This is a genomic window from Archangium violaceum (assembly GCF_016887565.1).
Classification (GTDB): Bacteria; Myxococcota; Myxococcia; order Myxococcales; family Myxococcaceae; genus Archangium; species Archangium violaceum_B.
Genome location: NZ_CP069396.1, coordinates 13016799 through 13039079 on the forward strand (window position 1 = coordinate 13016799; position 22281 = coordinate 13039079).

A 22281-nucleotide genomic window follows, 5' to 3' on the forward strand; every position below is an offset into this window, starting at 1 on the left:
CCTCGTCAACGAGCACGCGCGGACCCTGCTCGGGGGGTGAACACCCCGAGGGGGGGGTTATTGGAATTCAAGAAGGCTCGCGAGCCAACAGCACGCGGGGGTGGGCGAGCAGCGCGAAGGCCTCGCGCACCGTCCAGTAGAAGCGGTCGAGGGCGCTCAGGTTGCGCTCGGTGAGGAAGGCGGGGCTGGTGGAGACCTCGAAGCCGTGGAGCCGGAAGTACTGGCGGGCGCGCAGCAGGTGGTACGGGTCGGACACCACCACGACGCGGCGGGCCCCGAGCGAGCGCAGCAGTGTCGTGGAGAAGCGCGCGTTCTGCTCGGTGGAGTGGCTCTGATCCTCGAGGAGACAGGCCTCCGCGGGTACCCCGAGCCGCACGGCGACGTCGCGCATGACGCTGGCCTCGGAGGGGGGATTCACGCCCACCCCGCCGGAGAAGAGGAGCCGGGGAGCGAGGCCCTGGTGGTAGAGGTCCACGGCCTTCTCGATGCGGGCGAGCAGGGCGGGAGAGGGGACGCCGTCCGGCAGCACGCGGGCACCGAGCACCACCACGACGTCGGCGCGGGTGGCGCGCTCACGCTGGCCGAAGCGGTCCACGACGAAGGCCAGGCCGAAGACGCCGCAGGTGAGGACACCCAGGCCCACGAGCAGTGAGCGCCGGAGGGAGCTCGGACGCTTCTGGAGAGCGAGCGGAGGCATCAGCGCGGGGGCAGGCGGCGGAAGAGCCCGGGGTAGTCGAGGACGAGGCCGGCGGTGTCGACGGGGAGCTCGGCGCGGTAGCCGGTCTCGAGACTCTCGAAGAGGTAGAGCGAGGGGCCGAGACAGCTGTAGCGCTGGCGGGCGCGGCGGACGGAGAGCGAGGGGATGTCGAAGTAGACGACGGTGACGTCATCGGACGAGTCGGGCGCGAGGCCCAGCCGCCGGATGGGGAGGGTGTTGGTGAAGGGGCTGGCGGAGATGTCCACGTCGATGCAGCCGTCGAGCTCGGGCAGGGGGTGGCCCTTGTCGTCGGACCACCGGCCGGCGCCATCGGAGCGAAGGGAGAGCCGGGCATCGCCCCCGAGGAGGGCCAGTTCCACCTCACGAACGCGGCAGGCGGAGTCGGTGCGCAGGAAATAGCGAATGGAGAAGCGGCGGCCCTGGTCCGAGACGCCCTCGACGGTGCTGTGCGCGGTGAGAGCACCGGAGACCTCGCGGAGGACCAGATGCTCGTGACCCGGGCCGGACCAGGGGGCCCAGGCGACGTGTAGCTCGTTCATGCTCGGGCGCAGCATACGGGAGCCCAGGCCCGGAGCCAGGAGAACCTGCACGCTTGAATCAAGAGTGCGCGACCCTGTCGGAGACGCCCTCTAGCATCCTGTCCCACTCTCCCAACCCAGATGGGCAGTGAGGAGGAGCACATGCGCGGCTCATGGAGTGGACTCGGGTTGCTGCTGGTGGTGCCCTGGTTGGCGAGCTGTGCGAGCGGGCCCGAGATTCGCCTGCATATTGGTCAGGGCACACCCATCGTCTACTCGCCGCCGACCGCCCAGCCCCCGCCAGTGCAAATCCGCCAGGAGGAGTTCGTCTCGTCCTTGGTGGACCTGCTGCTGCACATGCCCCTGACCGTGGACATGCCCCGGTGGGAGGGGCGGATACAGCATGCCTCCTGGGAGGGAGGCTCGCGAGACCCGGCCCAGGGGATGATGGAACGTCAGTGTGCGCCCTCGGAGCCACCGGATGGATGCCTCGTACTGCCGAAAGACGCGCCGCCTCCGGAGACGCTGGCGCGCATGCGGCTGGCGCTCTCGTTCGCCATGGACACCGTGTGGGAGGGGGCCGCCGTTCCCATCAGCGAGTACCTCGATCCGCTGGCCTTCAAGATCATGGTCTGCACGGCGATGAGCACCTATCTGCTCACGCTGATGATTCCCGAGCCGGTGACCAAGGGACTGGCGGCGATACTGACGTTGTACCTCGTGGCGTACCTGGGCCTGGGGCCAGTGTGGTCCATGGTGGAGGCCAGTTGGAAGTTGCTGGAGGAGACCAAGCGCGCCACCACCACCGAGGAGATGAAGGAGGCGGGCCACCGCTTCGGCCGGGTGCTGGGGGACAGTGGCATGCGCGTGCTGCTGCTGCTGGCGACGGCGGCGCTGTCAGGTGAAACGAACTTCGTGGGCAAGGGACCGAAGCTGCCGGGCTTCGGACGAGCGGCGCTGGCATCGCCGGCGCGCACGGGCGTGATGCTTGAGGCGGCGGGGCAGGTGCGGTCGGTGGCGCTGGGCGTCAAACAACTAACAGTGGTGCTGCCGCCTACTGCGATGGCCGCCACTGCCATGGGGCCGGGCAGCGGGGCTCCGCCCAAGAAGGGCAGCCTCACCGGGCAAGCCAAGCAACCTCGCCCCAACGACGACAAGGAATCGACCAGGGGTCGTGAGCGCGAGAACGAGTCGGCCCGCCTGCTCGCCGAGAACGGTTACGATGTGGAGCAGAACCCACCGGCCAAAACCAATGGTAAAAATCCCGATTACAAAATCAACGGACAGTACGCGGATTGCTATGCCCCCAGTACCAACAATCCCCGCAACATTCGCGACACAATCGCACGAAAGGTGAACCAGCAGCAGGCAGACAGAATCGTCCTCAATCTCGAGGACAGCCGGGTAACACTCGAGGCCCTCAAGAAACAGCTCTTGGACAACCCCATCGCCGACCTGAAGGAACTCATCGCGATCAGAGACGGACAGCTCATCTTGCTCCATCCCTGAGGGACTACCCTCGAAAGGAGTCTGACATGGCTTTGGACTACGATCTTTTTCTGTCAACCCGTATGAAGCCAGCACAAGCTCTGGAGAAACTGGCGGGTCAGCTCCCCGGACTGGATTGGAGTGAAGACAGATTCTTCTTGTTCGACACGACAGTGTCGATCTGCGCCACTGAAAGCATGAGCGAGGAGTCCATCAAGGACGCTTTTCATTTCACCCCAACACTCACCGTCGGGTTCCGCCGCTCGCACGATGCGGACTGGGATGGATTCAGACAGGTCTTGCTGGACGCATGCCTGCTCTTGCTAGACGAAGCAGAAGACGCGCTCCTCCTCTTCAACGGAGAACGCATAGAGTTCCAGCGGTTCGGAGGGCAGTTCGTCTTCAACGCGGAATCTGGCTATTGGCGCGATGAAGCTTGGCTGAAGAGTCAGCTCACCATTCCCTTTGAATGCCGCCCCTTGCCATCACCACTGCTGTAGGAGTCTCGAGCACTCTGAAGGACGGCTGGACACTCCAGAAGCCTGTCGACGGTGAGCCCAGCCCCGACTCACCCCACCTGACGGAAACGCTCGTACCGCTCCTCCAGGAACCGCTGTCCTGGCTGGTCCTCTCGATTCCGGGGCAAATGGAGATTCTGGCCATGGAAGGCCTTCACCGCATGCTCCAGTGTCGGACCATCGCGGGTCTCGAGCAGCGTCTTGGACAGTTCGATGACCCCGTCAGGCCGGATGCCCATCAGGTCCGTGTCGAATACGCCGTGATGCAGCCGGCATAGCGCCAGTCCGTTCGGCACCACTGGCTCGCCCTTCTCCTCCCGGTCCGGCACGATGTGCGCCGCGTCCAGCAGTTCCGCCCTCGGTAGCCGACATACCGCGCACCGCGTCTCGTAGGCTCGCAACACCTCCAGCCGGAACCGCGCTTGATGCAGCCTTCGCTTCGCCTGGACCGTGACGTACTCGCGGCGGCTCTCGCTACCCTTCGCATCCGCCACCATCGGCACGCCGAGTTGCCTCACCATCATCACCGCATCGTCGGCCGAGAGCGTGCACTCCATCCGCTCCCGGTCGATTCCCCGGATGTAGATGGGCCAGATGGGTTGGTAGACGCCCACCTCGACCGCGCAGAAGTAGATCAACGGCACCGACCACTTCCACGCCCACTCGAGCAACTGATTGTCTCGATTGTCCGGATCGTCCCCCTGCAGCTTGTAGACGAAGACCCCATCTTCCTTCTGGGAATCCTCGTAGCGAGCGACGCGGCCACCACGCGGAATGATGGTCTTGATCGAGAGTGGGCCCCCTCCTCGCATCTCCTTCGGCCGGAAGATACCTCGCGCCTTGGTGGCGAAGTGGAAGTGCTGGCCCTTGAAGTCGAAGCCTCGCTGGAGGGCGTCCCACTCCAACGTGGGCCCATGACGCGCCACCAGCCACTCCAACGTCTGGAAGGCGGCGACACGGATTTCCCAGTCTGGATCGACTGTAGGTAGGGCCATCAGGGCCCGACCAGGTTAGCGGGCCCACTTCCATCCCACAACCCTCCGGGTTCCGGCCGGCACGCGAGACCTGCTCAGGCGCTGATGGGAGGGGGCCTCCGGTCGCGCACTCGAGCAACTGGTCCGATAGTCGGACCAGTTGGAGCAACTCGCGACCGGAAGGGGCCCCGGCCCCTCGGGTTCAGGAGGGAAAGCGAGCCCCGGGCCGCTGGACGTCAGTGCATCCGATGATGCGCAGCGGTCGACCTCCTGGTGTGCGTGGTCCCAGTATGCAGATGACGACCATGGGCCTCGTCCGCTAATGCCGCCCCAACTCCCTGTCCCAGGCAGCCAACTGTACGGCCACCGAGTATTTCTCGGCGCTGGAGAGGTCGTCGAAGTCCTTTGGGGGAAGCGCGCAGAGGCGCTCGCGCAGGAAGTCCGGGTCGCTGAGCACCTCGCGGTGCTTCAAGTCGGTGTCCCCCTTCACCAGGACAGGCATCAACCGGAGCACGGCCTCCTCGCCATCTTCTCGGGTAGCGCGAGCCATGCGCTCCACCGTCAGGGCCAAGTGCTCGCGGACCGAGGCAGGGCCTCCGGGGCACCAGGCCTCCAGGGTCTTGCGGTAGATGTCCTCCATGAGCTCTTCCAGCGTGTACTTCCTACCGGGCCAGAACGCGTAGCGAAGCCCCTGGAGCACATCCCAGAAGCGGAGCAGCGAGGCGAGTCGGTTCGCCATGCGCTCCGCGCTCCGCAAAGGGGGTGGAGACACGACATGGTAGAGGGCCCCCCATGGGGTGCCCAGGCAGAAGGACTCGAAGGCGTCCCTCGTGCGTTGACGCTCCTCCTCCGGGACGCCTTCATTCAAATCCATGAAGACGCCGCCGAACATGTGCACCCGCCAGCGCGGGCGGGACCAGTCGAAATCTTCGGCCCCCGAGTGCATCACCAGCACCTCGCCGGGCTGCACCTGGCGCATCTGCCGGGGCTGGGGAAAGGCACCGGTCTTGAGGTACTCCCGGGCCCACCAGCGGCCCTCGGCTCTCACCTTGCGGCGGATGGCGGCGGTGGTGTCGTAGAGCCACGCTGGAAACTCGAGCACCGGACATTGTTCCGGGGTCATGGCCTTTCGCCCTACCACAGCGGTCAGAAGCGCCTCAAGCGCCAGGCACTTCGCTCGCTCCGAGGGCGGCGGGTGCCTCCCGCCTACTCAGCGGCAGTCCACGGACAGGTAGACCTAGCCCTGGATGCCCTTGGGCCGTTCGCTCCCTTCATACGCAGCCCGGATCGCCTGCTCGGCCAATTCACCGCGCTGTTCTATTTCTTCCCTGGGCAACTCAACACCCTTTGAACAAGAGCGGAGTTCCTTCGCGCACGGGCTCCGCTCTTGCCGCACCAACTACGCCTCGGGCTCAGTAGGGAAAGCGAGCCCCAGGCCTCTGAACGTACGTGTGCACCATGGGGTCATTGAGAACGGTGGCGCCAGGGCTGTGGTCCACCTTGGTTGGGTCGACCTCGACGCCCCTGATCGGGAAGGCCGCGTACGTCTCTACTCCGAACTCCTTCTCGGTGGCCAGGTCCACGGCCACCGCGCAAATGAGAGATGGCACGCGGCCGTGCGTCGGATAGAGCTGATCGAGATAGATCCGGTCGAATCGAACGTAGACTCGATCCGGGAACACCTTCGCCTCACCCTTCACCCAGTAGGTCCTGTCGTCGGGCAAGATCATCCATCCCTCCACCGGGCCGGTCCGGATGTTGACGGCGGCCGACTCCGTGACACCCGCCAGGGTGGTGGTCACCAGTTCGACGCGCGTAAGGGGACCCTTGAGGTTCATCTTCTCGGCTGTCGCGAGGGCCTCTGAAGGGCACCGTTCGAGGACTTCCCCATGGTCAGGCCGAACGGGCGTTCCCGCACACGCCAGGAGGTTCGCCGAGGCCGCGCAGACACCGAGCAGCGCGCAGATACCGCCGAAGGGTCTTGGGGGCGCGGAGAGCACGGAGGAGTCATCGTCAGTCCAGGAAGTGAGCACGGGTGTGTGTCCTTTCTCGGTAGGCGCTGGCATGACCAGCGTGGTGGAAGCCGCGCCGCGACACGCCTCTTCCAGGGCAGGCGCGCACACCGCGCGGACGAGCCACCACCCTATCCCGAGCAGAACCCACCCGAGAGCGAGCACCGCCAGCGCCCTTTCCCAGGTTGCGTGATGCGGCGCCTCCTGGTGCCGCTCACCCGTGCGCCCAGCCTCCGTGGGAGTTTCCTGAACCTCCCCTGTTCCCGATGGGAACGGCTCCTCTTCGCTCTCGGTGGGAAAGGCATACGGCGCCGTCCAGGCTTCCGTCGCCTCGTCCCTTCGCAGCACTCGCATCAGTTCCTGGTGAACAGCCCTGGCATTCGGAGGGCGCTGCTCCGGCGCCTTCGCCAGCAGCCTCATCACCAGAGCGTTCAGCTCTGGCGGCACTCGCGGATCCAACAACATGGGTTCCTTGGGCGGAAGGAACTCGATGGCGAGCAGGAGCTGTGCCGGAGGCAGACGGGGATTGAAGGGATGACAGTCGGTGAGGGCCTCGTAGAGCAAGGCCCCGAAGGCATAGAGATCGGCCGAGGGCTTCGCGGGGAGACGAGCACCTTGCTCCCACTCGCCACCTCGTAGGAAGGCAGCCACCTCCGGGGGCATGTTGTGGAACGTCACCGGAGGCAGAGCCTGCGTCAGCGTGTAGGCCCCCGGCAGGAACACCGCGCCGAAGTCGATGAGAAAGGGCTTTTCATCGCCATCCCGCACCAGGATGTTGTCGGCCTTGATGTCGCGGTGGCACACGCCTCGCTCGTGCAGCTCCGCCAGCACCAGAGCCATCTCTCCCAGCACCCCCACCAGCCGGCACAACGGGGCGTGAGTCCTCCAGCGCCACTCATTGAAGGTGAAGCCGGGGACGTAGTCGGTGACGAAGAAGAAGTGGCCCCTCTCCAGGTCCGGCCAGCGGCCCATCTCGTGGACGACCAGCAGGTTGGGATGCCGGAAATGCCCCAGCGAGATCGCCTCACGAAAGGCTCGCTCATCCTCACGAGCCTCGTCATCGTCGCTCGGCGGATGTGCAGCCATCTTGAGTGTGTAGGGCTTGCCTTCGTGCTCCACCAGGAAGGTGATCGCGAAACCACCACGGCCCAGGCGACGAACCACCCGGTAGTGCCGAATGGAGTCTCCCGGCTGAAGCAGGTCCGGGTGGAAGGACTTCGTCATGGCGGCAACCTCACATCCTCCAGACGCAGCGTCCGGGGACCCTCCTCCTCCAACGTCAGCGCCAAACACTCGACCCCCTCCGGCATCCGCACGATGAAGGTGTGAACCTGCCCTTGATGCCCGTCTACGGCCTTCGTCATGAGAGTGGGAGGCGGGAGTTCCACACCCGCCTGAGCGTCCTTGCACCGGGCTTCCAGCCGAAACCTCATGATTCGCCAGGGTCTGGAGGTGGCTCGGAAGTACTCGATGGCCACTGTCACGAACAGTCGTCGATCAATCCGGAGCAGGGACTCAACCCTGGCCCGAACATCACCTGCTCGCGTGAAGCTCTGCACCTCCTTGTGGATGACGAGCGACAACCTCGGTTGTGAGCCCGGCTCGTGACTCGCGAGGAGCATCCTCGCCACCGCGTCCGCGTCATCTCCCTCCGCTGTCTCCGCCCGCCCGGCCTGCCCCGGCACGAGCACCACACGCGCCGTCAGGTCCACCTCGTCCCTCCGAGTGACGAGCGCCAGCGTCACCGTGCGCATCTCCCCCGTCTCCGTCCTTCCCGTCACCGGCAGCAGGACACGCTCCCCGTCCGCCACGTCGCGCAAGGGGACGACCACCAGGGAGCAAGCCCCCACCCGAAGCACCCCGACCCGCTCCTCCACCTCGGGCGGCAGGAGCACGTGCGGTTCGAGCAGGCCCTCGAAGTCCACCAACGTGGACAGTCCCGCGGCCACGCACAGCACGGGTGGCGCCCCTCCCGGCTGTCCCGCGAGGAGCACGGTCCCCTGCCTCTTCTCCCTCCCGGAGGCCCATGCCTCCCGCGCGGTCACCGTCGTGGACACGAGCAGGACCCAGAGCACCACGGTCCAGGGGAGAGAGCGCACGGAGCCTCCGTGAAAGGGGCCGCAGGGTAGAGGAGCCCGCCTGCCAGGGCAAGGACTGTTCAACTTCCGGAGTCACTCCCTCACAGGTGACTCGAAAAATCGTGTCCGGGTCCCTAGAGTCGCTCCCGCACCCATGTACTTCGACCGATTCCTCGAAATGGTGGCCCGCAGTCACTTCCCCAATCCCCCTGCCTCGCCTCGGCAGATCGAAGCGTTCGAGACCCGTGTCGGCTGGAAGCTGGATGACGAGCTGCGCGCCTTCTATCTGCGCTTCAATGGCGCCGCCCTCTTCAAGCGGCCCGACTCGCCCTACCGCCTCCTCTCCCTCTCGGAAATCGTCCGCGCCCGCGTCGCCCTCTTCGGCCCCAGCGGCGACACCGACGCCCACGGGCCGGCTTCCTGGTTCGTCCTCTGCTCCGTCCAGGATGGGGACTACGTCGCCATCGACGTGGGCCGCTCCTCCAATGGCCGCCATCCCCTCTTCGACTGCGTCCACGAGCTGCTGCCCGGCTCTCCCGCGAACGCGCGCATCGCCTGGTCCTTCTCCGACTTCCTCGAACGTGCCCTGGAGAGCGAAGGCCGGCTCTATTGGCTGAGCCGCGGCTGGACACTCGGAAAGCCAGACACGCCGTAGGCCCGGGAACCAGCCGAGCACTCACGGGTGGCCAGACATGACGGCCGAGGTCATATTCTGGCTACCTATGGCTGAAGTCGACCTGTCCCATCCCGAGAAGCTCCCCCTCAAGGTGTTCCGTGAGGCCGTCGAGGCTCGCCTGGAGTCCTGCTCCGCCGACGAGCTGCGCGCCATCCTCCGCACCCTGTCCCACCGCGTCCGCTCCTCCGAGCGTCTGGCCTTCCTCGAATCGCTCGCGCATCCCCTCCGCGCCGAGAGCGCTCACGGAACCCACCCCCAGGACGCGCTCCTGGACGACATCACCGAGCTCACCCAGGAGCTCGCCGGGCGGATGGAGAACGCGGATGCCTGGGACGAGGACTATTACGACGAGGACACGCTCGGGCCCTACGAGGAATTCGTGGCGCCCCTCACCGTCCTCTTCGAGCGTGCACGCGAGGCCTCCGAGCGGGGCCAGTCCCAGCTCGCACGCGAGGCCTACCAGGCGCTGTTCTCCCTCGTCCAACGTGAGGACGATTACGGCCGGGGCCCGCGCGCCGAGCACCTCTCCCAGGTGGACCTCCCCGAGGCCCGCGCCCGCTACCTGCGCGCCGTCTACCTCACCACGCCCCCCGAGCAGCGCGCCCCCGTGCTCCTGGAGGAGATGCGCCGCGTCCGATCCCTCCTCCCCGAGGAACCCCGGCCCCGGATGCGCGAGTGGCTCGACATCTCCTCCGAGCCCCTTCCCGACTCCGAGGCCTTCCTGCGCGACTGGGTCTCCCTCCTGCGCCAGCACGGCGACCCGGACGCCGATGCCTGGTTGCGCGAGGCCATCGCTCTCTCCCAGGGCCCGCGCGGGCTGCGCGAGCTGGCCTTCTCCGAGCCCACCCGCCACCCTCGCGCCTTCCTGGACCTGCTCGCCGCGCTGGAGCGCGAGGGCAAGCCCCGCGAGGTCCTCTCCACCGCCCGCGAGGCCCTCGACGTCCTGCCCGCCGGCCTCCCCCTGCGCGCCGCCGTCGCCAGCTTCCTCGCCTCCGCGGCCACGCGGCTGAAGCAGCCCGACACCGTGTGCGCCGCGCGCTGGGAGGCCCTCGTCGCCCAGCCTACCCTCCCGCATCTGTTGGACCTGAGGGACGCGCACGCCTCCGAGCCCGAGCGTGCCACCGTCATGCTCCGGGCCGCCAGGCACCTCGAGGGCGCCCTCCACGAGCCCCGCCGGCTCTCGGGCTCCCTGGTTCCACCGTCCGAGGACGCGGAGGACGACCTCGAGACCCCCGCCCGCGTCGACCGGCGGCTGCTCGCCCACGCCTGGCTGCTCGCTCATGACTGGGAGGCCGCCCACGCGCTCGCCGCGAAGGACAGCGCGCTCGGGTGGACGTACGGGGACAACCCGCAGGGCACCGTGGTGCCGTGCTTCCTCGCGCTCCTGTCCGGCCAGCCTCCCGGAAAGCTGCCTCGCAACGTGGCCCGGCTCTGGCAATGGGCGCTCGAGACGGGCACCCAGGCCGGGGACTGGTACTCGGGCGATGGCCGCCAGGACGCGGCGCTCCAGAAGCGGCTGGAGCGTGCGTACGCCGAGGCCCTGCCCGAGCTCCTCCTGGAGCCCCCGGAGCAGGAGCGGATGCTGGAGTGGTGTCTGGAGGTGGCCCGCAAGCGCGCCAGCACCATCGTCAGCCGCAAGCACCGGCGCAGCTACGACAAGGCCGCCGTGCTGCTCACCGCCTGCGCCGAGGTGCTGTGGTTGCGCGGCGAGGAGGGCCGGGGCAACGTGCTGCTCGCCGGCTTCCGCGAGGGCTTCCGCCGCCACCGCGCCTTCCAGGCCGAGCTGGACGAAGCGGTGGGGCGCTCGTCCCCCCGCCTCCTCAAGTAGGTGGTAACAAGGTGACGGGGCGCCTCCTCCTGGCGCTATCCTGCCCTCCGATGCCCGCCACCACCGGCTCCAAACCCCTCCCCAGCGGGTTCGATGCCCTCTACGGGGAGACCCTGCTGAAGCTCGAGTCCCGCGTGGCGACGGTCGCCACCGTGGCCGGCATCGTCGCCACCTGCCTGGTGCTCGCCGCCGTCGTCTCGGGCTCGCCCATCCCCCGCGTCATCCTCGCCGCCACCCTGGGCTTTCTCGGCTGGTACCTGTGCATCTCCCTGCTGCTGCGCACCGGCCACTTCCGCCCGTGGATGCGCTACGCCTCCTCGCTCGTGGACGTGTCCATGGGCACCTTCGTCGCCCTGCTCGACTTGCACGTCAACGGCCCCGCATTCGCCATGTCCGCCGGGGGGCCCGCCCTCTATGCCGTGGGCGTGGCCACGGCCACCCCCCGCCTCCAGCCCCGCCTGTGTCTCTTCGCGGGCCTGGCCGCCTCCGTCCAGCTCATCGTCGTCATCCAGTTCATCCTCCGCCCCGCCGCCTCCCCCGAGCTGCTCGCCACCGGCGCGTATGACTTCTACGTCACGCTCGCCAAGGCCATCTTCCTCGTCACCATGGGCGCGCTCGGCATGGTGGCCAGCCGCTCCATGCGCGCCATGCTGCTGCGCCTCACCGAGAGCGCCGTCGAGCGCGAGCGCGTGCGCGGCCTGCTGGGCATGCACGTGAGCGAGCAGGTCATGGAGCACCTGCTCTCCGGCCGCATGCCCGAGGGCGGCGAGCGCCGCGCCGTCACCATCTGCTTCACCGACATCCGCGACTTCACCCGCCTCTCCGAGTCCCAGTCCCCCGAGGAGACGCTGCGCCTGCTCAACCTCTACTTCGGCCGCATGTGTGAAATCGTCGCGAGCCACGGCGGGCTGGTGAACAAGTTCCTCGGCGATGGGATGCTCATCGTCTTCGGCGCGCCCACGTACCAGCCGGATGATGCCCGGCGCGCCCTGGACGCCGCGCGCGAGATGCTCGCCGAGGCCGACCTCATGCGCGAGCGCGGCGAGTTCCCCGGCCTGCGCATCGGCGTGGGGCTGCACCGCGGCGAGGCCGTGGTGGGCAACGTGGGCGGCGCCCAGCGCCAGGAGTACACCGTCATCGGTGACACGGTGAACACCGCCGCCCGCGTGCAGGACCTCACCAAGGTGCTCGGCCGCTCCCTGCTCCTGTCCCGCGAGTGCCGCGAGGCCCTCGACGGGGACGCCGCCTTCGAGCCGCTCGGCGCTCATGCCGTGAAGGGCCGCCTGCAGCAGCTCGAGCTCTTCGGCCTGTCCGAGCACGACTCGCGCCAGGCTGCTTGACGCGGTGGTCCTCGTGGGGTCCGAAATACCCTCACCCCGGCCCTCTCCCAGAGGGAGAGGGGATGTCACGAAGTGATGGGCAGCGGACGGTGGTACCGCACCCGCGTCCCCTGTCCTCCCCCTCGCCTCCTGGAGCATGACTGCGCCCCCGCACGAGGGATGGACCCGAGTGCCCCAGGGGGACACGCACATGGCCGAGACACGCAAGGGTGGGGCTCGCATCCACTACGACGACCTGGGACAGGGTGAGCCCGCGCTCCTCTTCATCCCCGGCTGGTGCACCAGCCGCGCCGTGTTCCGCAAGCTCGTCCCCCCCTGTAGCGCCCTCCACCGGGCGCTCGTCGTGGACCTCCCCGGCCATGGCGCATCCGACGCCCCCGGCCAGGACTTCGACAACACCACCGTGGTCGAGCATCTGCGCGCCGTCATCGACGCCAGCGGCGCTCGCCGCGTCGTGCCCGTGGCCCTCTCCCATGCCGGCTGGTGGGCCCTCGAGCTGCGCCGTCAGCTCGGCCCCCGCGTCCCCGCGCTCGTCCTGCTGGACTGGCTCGTGTTGGAGCCGCCCCCGCCCTTCCTCCAGGCCCTCCACGTCCTCCAGACGTCCCAGTGGAAGCAGGCCCGCGATGGCCTCTTCTCCCTCTGGCTCCAGGGGGTGAGCTCCCCGGACGTCATCCGCTTCGTCCAGGAGGACATGGGCTCCTTCGGCGAGGACATGTGGAAGCGCGCCGGGCGGGAGATCTCCCGGGTGTACGCCCAGCAGGGCAGCCCGCTGAAGGCCCTCGCCACCCTCTCGCCCCCCGCCCCCACCCTCCACCTCTACGCCCAGCCCCATGATGACGCCTGGCTGGAGTCCCAGCGGTCCTTCGCCTCCTCGCACCCCTGGTTCCACGTCCAGCGGCTCGCCTCCCACAGCCACTTCCCTACGCTGGAGATGCCCGAGGAGATCGCCGCCCGCCTCCACCGGTTCATCGACACCTCCCTGGGCACCCGTCCTGAAGGGTTGTCCCCCTCTCCCCCTTGATTCCCACCCCGTCGAGGAGTTAGTTAGTTAGCACTAGCTAACCAATCAGCGGGCGGTTTCATGGGGCGTCCCCGACAGGTCCTGGACGAAGACATTCTGGTAGCGGCACGCGCCTGTTTCATCGAGCACGGAGCCTCGGTGAGCACGGAGACGATCGCCGCGCGTCTGGGGGTGTCGGGGCCGGCGCTGCTCAAGCGCTTCGGCAGCAAGCGGGAACTGCTCAAGGCCGCCTTCGGCGTGGCCAAGGTGCCGCCCTGGCTCCGGCTGCTGGAGAAGGGCCCGGACGAGCGGGAGCTGACGGAGCAGATCCGCGAGGTGGCCGCCGCCATCGATGCCTTCTTCCGGGAGATGGTGCCGGCCTTCTCCGTCCTGCGCGAGGCGGGCATCACCCCCGAGGAGTGGCGCGGAGAAAACAAGGATGTGCCTCCACCAGCGCGCACCTACGAGACGGTGACGGGCTGGTTCCGCCGCGCCCAGGAGCAGGGCCGCCTGCGCGAGGGGGACCCCAGCGTGATGGCCGGCATGTTCCTGGCGAGCCTGCAGTACCGCTACTTCCTCGCCCACATCACCAACCAGCCCGTCCCCACCGAGGAGGAGGTCCCTTGGATGCAGCGCATGGTGGACATGTTCTGGCGCGGCGTGGCCCCGGAGTCCGAGCCGGGCTCCTCCTCCTCCGACAAGGCCCGCCCTCAGCGCGGCAAGGGCCCTCGCGTCGGGTGACGGGGGCTCGCTCTTCCCAACCCGGGGCCCGAGATACCCTCACCCCGTCCCTCTCCCAGGGGGAGAGGGGATATGATGGTCAGTCCCGGTGGCCCAGCGCCTTGTCCAGGTTGTACGCCGCGCTGATGAGTGACAGGTGCGTGAGGGCCTGCGGGAAGTTGCCCAGCGCCTCCCCTGATGTCCCGATCTGCTCCGCGTACAGCCCCAGGTGGTTCGCGTAGCCCAGCATCCGCTCGAACGTCAGCCGCGCCTCGTCCAGCAGGTCCGGCCTCGTCACGCTCGCCCGCGTCATCGCCTCCACCAGCCAGAAGGTGCACAGGTTGAACGTGCCCTCCCTCCCGTACAGCCCGTCCTGCGTCGCCTCCACGTCGTAGCGGAACACCAGCCCGTCCGACGTCAGCCCCGCCTTCGCCGGCGCCTGCCGCACCCGGTCCAGCGTCGACAGCATCCGCGGATCCACCGGTGACAGGAAGAACACCAGCGGCATCAGCAGGTTCGCCGCGTCCAGCGACTTGCGCTCGTACGACTGGATGAACGCGCCCCGCTTCGCGCACCAGCCCTTCTGCATGATCTCCTCGAAGATGAGATCGCGCGTCTGCAGCCACCTCGCCCGGTCCGCCGGGAAGCTGCGCTTGTCCGCCAGCCGGATCGCCCGATCCACCGCCACCCAGCACATCATCTTCGAGTACACGAAGTGCTGCTTTCCCCCTCGCACCTCCCAGATGCTCTCGTCCTTCTCCCGCCAGTGGTCGCACACCCAGTCCACCAGCCGCCTCAGGTGCCTCCAGAAGTCATACGAGATGGGCGCCCCGTGCTTGTTGTACAGGTACACCGAGTCCATCAGCTCCCCGTAGATGTCCAGCTGCAGCTGGTGCGCCGCCCCGTTGCCCACCCGCACCGGCTTCGCCCCCCCGTACCCCGACAGGTGCCACAGCTCCTGCTCCTTCGGCACCTCGCCTCCGTCCAGCGCGTACATGAGCGGCAGGGGCTCGCCCTCGGGCAGCTCCGCGATGCGCTTCTCCAGCCAGCGCATGAAGGCGCCCGCCTCGTCCCGGAAGCCGATGCGCATCAGCGCGTACACCGTGAAGGCCGCGTCTCGAATCCACACGTAGCGGTAGTCCCAGTTGCGCACCCCACCCGGTGACTCCGGCAGGCTGCACGTGGGCGCCGCCACGATGGCCCCCGAGGGCTCGAACGTCATCAGCTTCAACACCAGCGCCGAGCGATGCACCACCTCGCGCCACCGCCCCGTGTAGCTGCACTTCGCCAGCCAGTGCCGCCAGTAGTCCACCGTGGAGCGGAAGAGCACCTCGGACGCATCGTGCCCCAGCACCCGGTCCGTGCAGGAGTCCGGCGCCCCCTCGCGCAGCGTGAACACCGCCGACTGGCCCTCCTGCAGCGTGAAGCGCGACGTGAGCCGCTGCCCGTCCGTCTCCAGCTTCATCGCCGTGGCCAGCGTCAGCTTCAGCTTCTCCGACAGGAGGCTCGCCCCTCCCTGGATGAGCCGCACCGTGTGCGGCTCCCTCCCGTAGTCGAACGCCGGCAGGCACTCCATCCGGAAGGCCAGCTCCCCTCTCACCACCCGGATGCGCCTCACCACCTGGCGCACCCGCTCCCCCTTCCCCACCGGCATGAAGTCCACCAGCTCGCCCACGCCATCCGGTGAGTAGAAGCGCGTCACCAGCACGTTCGTGTCCGGCCAGTAGAACTGCTTGCGCATCACCCGCTCGCCGTCCAGCTCCGGGCTGATGCGGAAGTGTCCCCCCTTCTCCGGATCCAACAGCGCCGCGAAGACACTCGGGCTGTCGAAGTGCGGAAAGCACAGCCAGTCCAGCGTGCCGTCCGTCGCCACCAGCGCCACCGTGCGCATGTCGCCGATGACGCCATGGTCCTCGATGGCTGGAGGTCGCGACGTCTTGTCGCCGTTCATTCACTCCTCCCGACTGAAGAACCTCGGAGCATTCCTATTCGGAGGCACTCCCGCCTTCAGAGTCTGGAGGGGCCCGGTGCCCCATGCTCGCCCGCTCGCATGGGCTCCCGCTCCCGGGTGGGCGCCCGGCCGCCCGCATGGCGGCCTTCCGGGCCTACTCGCGCAGCGCGCGCACCAGCGCCCGCGCCGGCGAGCCCCACTCCGCCTTCACCTTCAGCGGCAGGCACACCAGCTCGTGCATCCCCACCTTCACCTCCGTCAGGTCCAGCCCCTCGATGAGCCACACCCCCGCCTCCCTCATCAGCTGGTGCACGCCCCGGCTCTCCGCGTGGAAGCCCGCTCCCGCACGCGACACGTAGTCCACCCCCACGCACGCCACCTTGCGCTCCACCAGCAGCCGCGCCGCCGCCTCCGACAGCATCACGAAGTCCTCCCCGTGCGGCTTCTTCCACCACTCCCGCTGCGAGTTGCGCGTGCGCAGCAGCAGCCGCTCCCCCGCCCTCGGCTCGTAGTCCGCCAGCGAGTCCGCGCGGATGCAGTCCACGTCATCCAGGTGCAGCACCCTCGCCTTCCCCACCGTCGCCGACAACGGCAGCCTCTCCGTGTCCTCCAGGTCCAGCTCCAGGCTCGGCGGCGCCGTCACGTATGTCCCCATCCACGCCGCCCTCTTCAGCCACTCCGCCTGCGCCTCCACCCCCTCCGGGAGCCCTCCTTCTCCCGCCGCCGCTCCCTCTCTCGAAGGCTCCTCTCCGAACGGCACCGAGATGTCCAGCCAGGCTCCCTCCATGTGTTCCTCCTTTTCGGGGCGCAGATGCGCTGTGCGTAGATGGGAAGACCCTCACCCTAGCCCTCTCCCAGGGGGAGAGGGGATAGACGCAGTGTCACCCGAGTCTCACCCCCGGGAGAAGACCAGGATGTCCTTGATGTCCGTCCTCTTCTCCCCATTCACCACCTGCGCGTAGTCCTCCGGCCGGTGTCTCGCCGTGATCAGCTTCTCCACCTTCCCAGGCCACTTCGTCCGGAAGTGTCTCAGGTCCTCCACCGCCGCCTCGAAGTCCACCGCCGCCGCGTTCACCGTTCCGATCAGCACCTGGTTGTTCATCACCCACTGCTTCATCAGCTCGCCCTGGTCCAGCTCCTCCTCCTCGCTCTCCGACACGCCCGTGAAGACGAACACCCCGTTGGGTGCCAGTCCCTTCACCAGCTCGAACGCCGCGCTCGCCACCCCCGCCGCCTCGTACACCACGTCCGCCTTTCCCCTCTGCTTCACCAGCTCTTCCACCCTGTGCTGCTTCGAGGACACGTAGGCCGCTCCCAGTGACTCCGCCATCTCCGACTTCGCGTCGGGGGGCGGCTTGCGCGAGTACACCGTCGTCTGGAAGCCCGCCCTCATCAGCGCCATCGCCCCCAGCAAGCCCACCGGCCCCGCTCCCAGCACCACCGCCCTGCCCGGCAACGGCCTCTTCCACGGCAACCGCGTCTGGATGTGCGCCACCTCGCGCAGCGCCTTCTCCGCGATCGTCAGCGGCTCCGTCAGCACCGCCACCTCGCGCAGCTCGCGCGGCACCTTGTGCAGGTACTCCACGTCCTCCACGAAGTACTCCGCCGCGAAGCCGTGCGCCCCGTGGATGCCCCGCTCCGTGTACTCGCCCGTCACGCAGAAGTCCGTGTTCCCCGTGCGGCACGGCAGGCAGTCCTCGCTCGGGCACGGCCTGCGCACCCGCGGCACCACCAGGTCCCCCGGCGCCAGGTTCTTCACCTGCTCGCCCACCTCCACCACCTCGCCCACGCACTCGTGCCCCACGATGAGGTGATCCTCCCCCTCCGGCGGCTTGCCGTGCTTGAACTGCACCACCTCCCTGTCCGTCCCGCACACCCCCACCTCGAGCGTCCGGACCTTCACCTCCGAGGGAGCGCGAAGCCTCGGCTCCGGCACGTCGATGACCTTCACCTCTCGGCCCTTGGGAAAAACCGCCACCGCCTTCATGGCTCCACCTCCTGTGTCCCCGTCGTTGCCCTGGATCGGCCCCGCGCGCACCTGCCCCGTCACCGGGAGCCCCGCTGGTGGACACTCCCGCGCGCCGCCCGTCTTCCATCCGACCTTCGCGCATCGACTCCACCGCGTGCGTTCGCGCGTGCTCCCACCGCCCGGCTGGTCTATGAGGAGGCCGTGAGCAACCCAGCGCCTTCCGTCACACCCTCGCGCTCCCTGTTCATCGGCGCCACCGGCGTCCTGGTGCTCTCCATCCCGTTCTTCATCTTTGGACTGGCCTTCCTCGACATCAAGGCGCGCGTCGAGCTGCAGTGCCAGCGCGGCGGGCCCTGCACCCTCACCCGCGTGGGCTGGCTCACCCGGGACGAGGTGGGCACCTTCCCGCTGTCGGAGCTCCAGGGCGCCCGGGTGGATCGCGATCGCAGCCCGCGCGGCGCCCAGCCCAACATCTATCGTCCCCTGCTCGTCACCACGCGGGGTGAGTTCCCCCTCTCGCGCGAGTGGATGGCCGAGGAGGCCGAGGTCCAGCGCGCCGTCGACGCCTTCGACCGCTTCCGCCAGAACCCCGAGGTCTCGGGCTTCGAGCTCGTCTACGACGATCGTCCCCGGGCCAGCCGCCTGGGGGCCCTCTTCACCGTGACGGCGGTGCTGGTGCTGCTCCTCGGGCTGTGGCTCACCGCGCGAGCCTTCAAGCGGCGCGGCGAGGAGCGGACAGCGCGCGCTTCATGATCGGGTTGCGCATGCTCCCTCTCCCCCTGGGAGAGGGCGGGGGGTGAGGGTCTTCGTCCCTTGCCGTTTCCCACCGTCATCACCAGGGAGCACAGTCGGTAGACCCTCACCCTGACCCTCTCCCAGAGGGAGAGGGGACGACGCTTGACGATGGCGGCCCCTGCTCCCACCCGTTAAGCAGGGCACCTCTTCCCAGCTCCGAATCGACAGCATGCGACCAACCCACCGCCCCCTGACCACCGTCGCCCTCGCCCTGTGCCTCTTCATGGCGGCCCTGGAGATGACCGTCGTCTCCACCGCCATGCCCACGGTGGTGAGCGAGCTGGGCGGGCTCGAGAGCTACGCCTGGGTCTTCACCTCGTACATGCTGTCCTCCACCATCACCGTCCCCATCTTCGGCAAGCTGGCGGACCTCTACGGGCGCAAGCCCGTCCTCCTCTTCGGCATCGTCCTCTTCCTCATCGGCTCCATCGCCAGTGGTCTGTCCACCTCGATGAGCATGCTCATCGCCTTCCGGACGCTGCAGGGCCTGGGCGCGGGAGCGATGCAGCCCGTGTCGCTCACCATCATCGGAGACATCTACACCCTGGAGCAGCGCGCGAAGGTGCAGGGCGCCTTCAGCGGGGTGTGGGGCCTGGCGGGACTGGTGGGCCCGCTCACCGGTGGCCTCATCGTGAAGTACCTCACCTGGCACTGGGTCTTCTTCATCAACGTCCCGGTGGGGCTGGCCGCCCTGGGACTGCTGCTGGGCTTCTTCCACGAGCAGGTGCAGCGCAAGCCCCAGAAGCTGGACTTCGCGGGCGCGGCGCTGCTGTCCGGCGGGGTGGTGGCGCTGCTCTTCGGCGTGCAGAGCCTCGGCCGCAACCTGCTCGCGCTGCCGGTGGCGGCCGTGCTGCTCATCGCCTTCGTCCTCGTGGAGCGCAAGGTGGCCGAGCCCGTCATCCCCCCCTCCCTCTTCAAGATTCCCGCCATCGCCATCTCCTCGGCGGCCGGCGCGCTCTTCTCCGCGGCGATGTTCGGCGCCACCACCTACGTGCCCCTGTACGTGCAGGGCGTGCTGGGCGGCTCGGCCACGCTGGCGGGCGGGATGATCACCCCGATGATCGTCGGCTGGCCGCTGGCGAGCCTCGTGGCGGGACGGCTGTTGCTCAAGACGGGGTTCCGCCCGCTCATCGTCGGAGGGCTGGGGCTCACGGTGCTGGGCACGGGGCTGATGGCGCTGTTCCTCAACCCGCACTCGTCCATCCTCGTGCCGGAGCTGGCCATGGCGCTGTTCGGCATCGGCCTGGGCTTCACCGCCACCGCGCTGCTCATCGCCGTGCAGACCAGCGTGGGCTGGGAGCTGCGCGGGGTGGCCACCGCCAGCCACATGTTCTTCCGCACCATCGGCGGGGCGCTCGGGGTGGGGTTGATGGGTGGCGTGCTGGTGTCCCACCTCCTGAAGGATCCGCGCGTGCCCGTCTCCGCCGCCAACGAGCTGCTCGGCCCCGAGCACGGCCGCGGCCTGCCCGCGGATGTCTTGCAGACCCTGAGCGGCGCGCTCGGCACCGGCCTGTCCATCAACTTCTGGATCATCTGCGCGGCCACCATCGCCGCCTTCGCCGCCGGGCTCTTCTTCCCCAAGAGCAAGCGCGAGCCGGGGACGTCCCTGCCCACCACCGACGTGGCCGCGCCTCACTGACGCCGCTCGCGCCGTGAAAAGCCTTTCACAAACACTTCGCGTGGTCTCAATGTCTGTCTCCGGGTGAAACCCGCATCGACGTGGGACTCGCCACCGTGCGGCGTATCATCCCCTCCACGAGCCCGCCGTGAGAAAACACTCCCATGTATGACCCGAGCCAACGCGTCATCCTTCTCGTCGAGGACAACGCCGACGACGAGCTGATGACCCTGAGGGCCTTCCGCAAGAGCAACATCCACAACCCGGTGGTCGTCGTACGCGATGGGGCCGAGGCGCTCGACTACCTGTTCATCCAGGGCAGGCACGCGAACAGGGATCCGAGCATCCGGCCCCAGGTGGTGCTGTTGGACCTGCACCTGCCCCGCATCGACGGCCTCGAGGTGCTGCGGCGCGTGCGCGCCCACGAGCAGACCCGCACCCTGCCCGTGGTCGTCCTCACCTCCTCCAAGGAGGAGAGGGACCTGATGGAGAGCTACCAGCTGGGCGTCAACAGCTTCGTCCACAAGCCGGTGGACGTCACCGCCTTCTTCGAGGCGGTGCGGCAGCTGGGCATGTACTGGCTCGTCCTCAACGAGCTGCCTTCTCCCAGACGGGCTGGGTGATTCACACGCCCCTGGGGCAGAGTCGGGGGATGCACCTTTCCCCTCCTCCGAACGTGTCTCGTGGATTCGCGCGCGCCCGCCTCCTCCTCGCGGGCGCCGTGCTGGCCCTGCTCGCCGCGTGCGCGGCTCGTCCCGAGGCGCCCCCCGCCTCGCGGGAGAGCCGGGTCCTCCGCGTGGGAACGAGCGGCGACTACCCTCCCTTCAGCACGCTGAAGGAGGGACAGGCCTCCGGCTTCGACGCCGCGCTCCTGGAGTCCTACGCCACCGAGCGCGGGCTGCGCCTCGAGTGGGTGCGCTTCCGCTGGCCGGAGCTGGTGGCGGACCTGCGCGCCCACCGCTTCGACGTGGCGACCAGCGGCATCACCGTCCGGCCCGAGCGCTCGCTGACCGGGCGCTACACCGTCCCCGTGGCGCGCAATGGCGCCCTGCTGCTCCTGCGCCGCCCGACCTGGGCGCCTCCCGCCGGCGGTGGCACCTCCGAGGAGCCGCTCGCGCTCCTGCGCGCGCTCGACCGGCCCGACTTCCGTCTGGCGGTGAACAAGGGCGGACACCTAGAGCGCGTGGCGCGTGCGCACTTCCCGCACGCGCGCATCCTCGCCATTCCCGACAACGCGGCGGTGCGCGAGGCGGTCGCCTCCGGTCAGGCGGACGCGGCCCTCAGCAACACCGTCGAGGGTCCGCGCTGGGCCGAGGGCCTCACCGGCCTCGAGCTGGTCGGCCCGTTCACCCGCGACGTGGTGGCGCTCTACGTGGACCCCTCCCAGCCCGAGCTGGCCGCGGATCTGGACACGTGGCTCCTGCGGCAGGAGGAGAGCGGAGCGCTCGGGGAGCTGCGCGCGCGCTACCTGGGCCCCGGTGCCACCGGGCCCACCGCGACGCCGGTGGATGCACTGCTCTCCGCCACCGCCGAGCGCCTGGCGCTGATGCCCATGGTGGCCGTGGCCAAGCAGCGCGCGGGTCAGCCCATCGAGGTGCCCGCGCAGGAGGCGAAGGTGCTGGAAGCCGCCCGGTCCGAGGTCCAGAAGGCCGCGGCCGCCCTGGGTGTGTCCCCGCCTCCGGACGAGGCGCTCACCGCGTTCTTCCAGGCGCAGATGGACGCGGCCAAGCAGCTCCAGCTCCGCGCGGCCACCCCGGCGGATGCGCCCGCGCACTCGCTCGATGACGAGCTGCGGCCGGCGCTCGCGCGCATCAGCTCGCGCATCAGCACCCTCGTGCCGCGCGTCCCCGGAGGGCTGGACCGGGACGCCATCCGGCACAAGGCGCACGAGGAGCTCGCCTCCACCGGCCTGGAAGCCGGGGAGATCGACCGCCTCGCCGATGCGCTGGTGGGGCTCGGTACGAGCCGCCCCGCTCCCGCTCCGTAATCCCTTGTCTAGAGCCGTATTCCGCGTCTTGCCCGTTTCCTTGGAAGTTGATAACAAGCCGCGAAAATCGCGACATCGAAGGAGAAGGCAC

The 22281-nt window shown here is 68.6% G+C and carries 20 protein-coding genes; 11 read left to right on the forward strand and 9 right to left on the reverse strand.

Translation table 11 applies throughout. The annotated features are described in order from the left end of the window. Nucleotides 1–67 precede the first annotated feature (67 nt). Complete coding sequence (locus JRI60_RS51995) at nt 68–697, reverse strand: YdcF family protein (protein ID WP_204223604.1); 630 nt, start codon at nt 695–697, stop codon at nt 68–70. Then, nucleotides 697–1257 (reverse strand): putative glycolipid-binding domain-containing protein, encoded by a 561-nt coding sequence (locus tag JRI60_RS52000; protein WP_204223605.1) that lies wholly within the window; start codon nt 1255–1257, stop codon nt 697–699. Before JRI60_RS52000 ends, JRI60_RS51995 begins: the two co-directional genes overlap by 1 nt. Nucleotides 1258–1398: 141 nt before the next feature. On the opposite strand from JRI60_RS52000, the gene sitA5 reads away from it, so the two are divergent. Both sitA5 and JRI60_RS52010 read left to right on the forward strand, forming a co-directional pair. Further along, nucleotides 1399–2745 (forward strand): SitA5 family polymorphic toxin, encoded by a 1347-nt coding sequence (sitA5, locus tag JRI60_RS52005; RefSeq protein WP_204223606.1) that lies wholly within the window; start codon nt 1399–1401, stop codon nt 2743–2745. 26 nt (nt 2746–2771) lie between these two features. Then, nucleotides 2772–3224 (forward strand): SitI3 family protein, encoded by a 453-nt coding sequence (locus tag JRI60_RS52010; RefSeq protein ID WP_204223607.1) that lies wholly within the window; start codon nt 2772–2774, stop codon nt 3222–3224. Between the two features lie 68 nt (nt 3225–3292). Here the strand turns inward: JRI60_RS52010 and JRI60_RS52015 are convergent, their stop codons facing one another. The 4 genes from JRI60_RS52015 to JRI60_RS52030 all read right to left on the reverse strand — a co-directional run bounded on the left by JRI60_RS52015 (nt 3293) and on the right by JRI60_RS52030 (nt 8327). Beyond that, nucleotides 3293–4237, reverse strand: a complete 945-nt coding sequence (locus JRI60_RS52015; protein ID WP_204223608.1) for an HNH endonuclease — start codon at nt 4235–4237, stop codon at nt 3293–3295. Between the two features lie 298 nt (nt 4238–4535). Then, nucleotides 4536–5339 carry a hypothetical protein gene (locus JRI60_RS52020; protein ID WP_204223609.1) on the reverse strand — a complete coding sequence of 268 codons (804 nt, stop codon included), beginning with the start codon at nt 5337–5339 and terminating at the stop codon, nt 4536–4538. A gap of 289 nt (nt 5340–5628) precedes the next feature. Further along, the gene (locus JRI60_RS52025; RefSeq protein WP_204223610.1) at nt 5629–7452 is read right to left on the reverse strand and encodes a serine/threonine-protein kinase; all 1824 of its coding nucleotides are present in this window, start codon (nt 7450–7452) and stop codon (nt 5629–5631) included. Next, nucleotides 7449–8327, reverse strand: coding sequence for a DUF2381 family protein (locus JRI60_RS52030; protein ID WP_204223611.1), 879 nt, complete (start codon nt 8325–8327; stop codon nt 7449–7451). The genes JRI60_RS52025 and JRI60_RS52030 overlap by 4 nt, the downstream gene beginning before the upstream one ends. Before the next feature lie 133 nt (nt 8328–8460). Between JRI60_RS52030 and JRI60_RS52035 the strand changes: the two genes are divergently transcribed. The 5 genes from JRI60_RS52035 to JRI60_RS52055 all read left to right on the forward strand — a co-directional run bounded on the left by JRI60_RS52035 (nt 8461) and on the right by JRI60_RS52055 (nt 13891). Continuing rightward, nucleotides 8461–8961 carry an SMI1/KNR4 family protein gene (locus tag JRI60_RS52035; RefSeq protein WP_204223612.1) on the forward strand — a complete coding sequence of 167 codons (501 nt, stop codon included), beginning with the start codon at nt 8461–8463 and terminating at the stop codon, nt 8959–8961. Between the two features lie 67 nt (nt 8962–9028). Continuing rightward, a complete protein-coding gene (locus JRI60_RS52040) occupies nt 9029–10810 on the forward strand; it encodes a hypothetical protein (RefSeq protein ID WP_204223613.1) in 1782 nt (593 codons plus the stop codon). A 50-nt stretch (nt 10811–10860) separates the two neighbouring features. Then, the gene (locus tag JRI60_RS52045; RefSeq protein ID WP_204223614.1) at nt 10861–12150 is read left to right on the forward strand and encodes an adenylate/guanylate cyclase domain-containing protein; all 1290 of its coding nucleotides are present in this window, start codon (nt 10861–10863) and stop codon (nt 12148–12150) included. 190 nt (nt 12151–12340) lie between these two features. After that, complete coding sequence (locus JRI60_RS52050) at nt 12341–13171, forward strand: alpha/beta fold hydrolase (RefSeq protein WP_204223615.1); 831 nt, start codon at nt 12341–12343, stop codon at nt 13169–13171. A gap of 60 nt (nt 13172–13231) precedes the next feature. Continuing rightward, nucleotides 13232–13891, forward strand: a complete 660-nt coding sequence (locus JRI60_RS52055) for a TetR/AcrR family transcriptional regulator (RefSeq protein WP_204223616.1) — start codon at nt 13232–13234, stop codon at nt 13889–13891. A 79-nt stretch (nt 13892–13970) separates the two neighbouring features. Here the strand turns inward: JRI60_RS52055 and JRI60_RS52060 are convergent, their stop codons facing one another. From JRI60_RS52060 to JRI60_RS52070, 3 genes are all read right to left on the reverse strand, one after another. Next, nucleotides 13971–15821 (reverse strand): glycoside hydrolase family 15 protein, encoded by a 1851-nt coding sequence (locus JRI60_RS52060; protein ID WP_204223617.1) that lies wholly within the window; start codon nt 15819–15821, stop codon nt 13971–13973. A gap of 154 nt (nt 15822–15975) precedes the next feature. Then, nucleotides 15976–16608: a cyclase family protein gene (locus JRI60_RS52065; protein ID WP_204223618.1), complete on the reverse strand. Its 633-nt coding sequence runs from the start codon at nt 16606–16608 to the stop codon at nt 15976–15978. 105 nt (nt 16609–16713) lie between these two features. Continuing rightward, nucleotides 16714–17808 carry a glucose 1-dehydrogenase gene (locus JRI60_RS52070; RefSeq protein ID WP_204223619.1) on the reverse strand — a complete coding sequence of 365 codons (1095 nt, stop codon included), beginning with the start codon at nt 17806–17808 and terminating at the stop codon, nt 16714–16716. A 183-nt stretch (nt 17809–17991) separates the two neighbouring features. Between JRI60_RS52070 and JRI60_RS52075 the strand changes: the two genes are divergently transcribed. The 4 genes from JRI60_RS52075 (at nt 17992) to JRI60_RS52090 (ending at nt 22190) form a co-directional block, all read left to right on the forward strand. After that, complete coding sequence (locus JRI60_RS52075) at nt 17992–18543, forward strand: hypothetical protein (protein ID WP_204223620.1); 552 nt, start codon at nt 17992–17994, stop codon at nt 18541–18543. 211 nt (nt 18544–18754) lie between these two features. Then, complete coding sequence (locus JRI60_RS52080) at nt 18755–20224, forward strand: MDR family MFS transporter (protein WP_204223621.1); 1470 nt, start codon at nt 18755–18757, stop codon at nt 20222–20224. A gap of 143 nt (nt 20225–20367) precedes the next feature. Then, nucleotides 20368–20826, forward strand: coding sequence for a response regulator (locus JRI60_RS52085; RefSeq protein WP_204223622.1), 459 nt, complete (start codon nt 20368–20370; stop codon nt 20824–20826). A gap of 53 nt (nt 20827–20879) precedes the next feature. Next, nucleotides 20880–22190, forward strand: a complete 1311-nt coding sequence (locus JRI60_RS52090; protein WP_239470235.1) for a transporter substrate-binding domain-containing protein — start codon at nt 20880–20882, stop codon at nt 22188–22190. Nucleotides 22191–22281 lie beyond the last annotated feature (91 nt).